The following is a 249-nucleotide window of genomic DNA, read 5'->3' on the forward strand; positions in this document are numbered from 1 at the left end:
AGGGCCGGCACTTCGTGCTGCTCACCGACCATCTGCCCGGCGACCACCCCGAGGAAAGCCACGAAGAACGCAAGCAGCGCGCCCTGTTCTTCAAGCGCAACCGCGAGCGCATGCGCCAGCTGTGCCGGGGCATGGTCGTCATCACGGGCGACCGCGCCGTGCCCGCCGCCCTGCGCCTGGCCGTGCAAGGCATGGGCAAGGCGCTGGGCATGCGGGTTGCGTTCGTGCAGGGGGAGGATGAGGCGCAGG

The 249-nt window shown here is 70.7% G+C and carries 1 protein-coding gene; it reads left to right on the top strand.

All coding sequences use genetic code 11. The annotated features are described in order from the left end of the window. On the top strand, window positions 1–249 hold a 249-nt coding region (locus RRF55_RS27555), incomplete at both ends, for a hypothetical protein (RefSeq protein ID WP_439419236.1).

Origin of the sequence: Klebsiella sp. K47 (assembly GCF_051858335.1) — a bacterium.
Taxonomy (GTDB): domain Bacteria; phylum Pseudomonadota; class Gammaproteobacteria; order Enterobacterales; family Enterobacteriaceae; genus Klebsiella; species Klebsiella pneumoniae.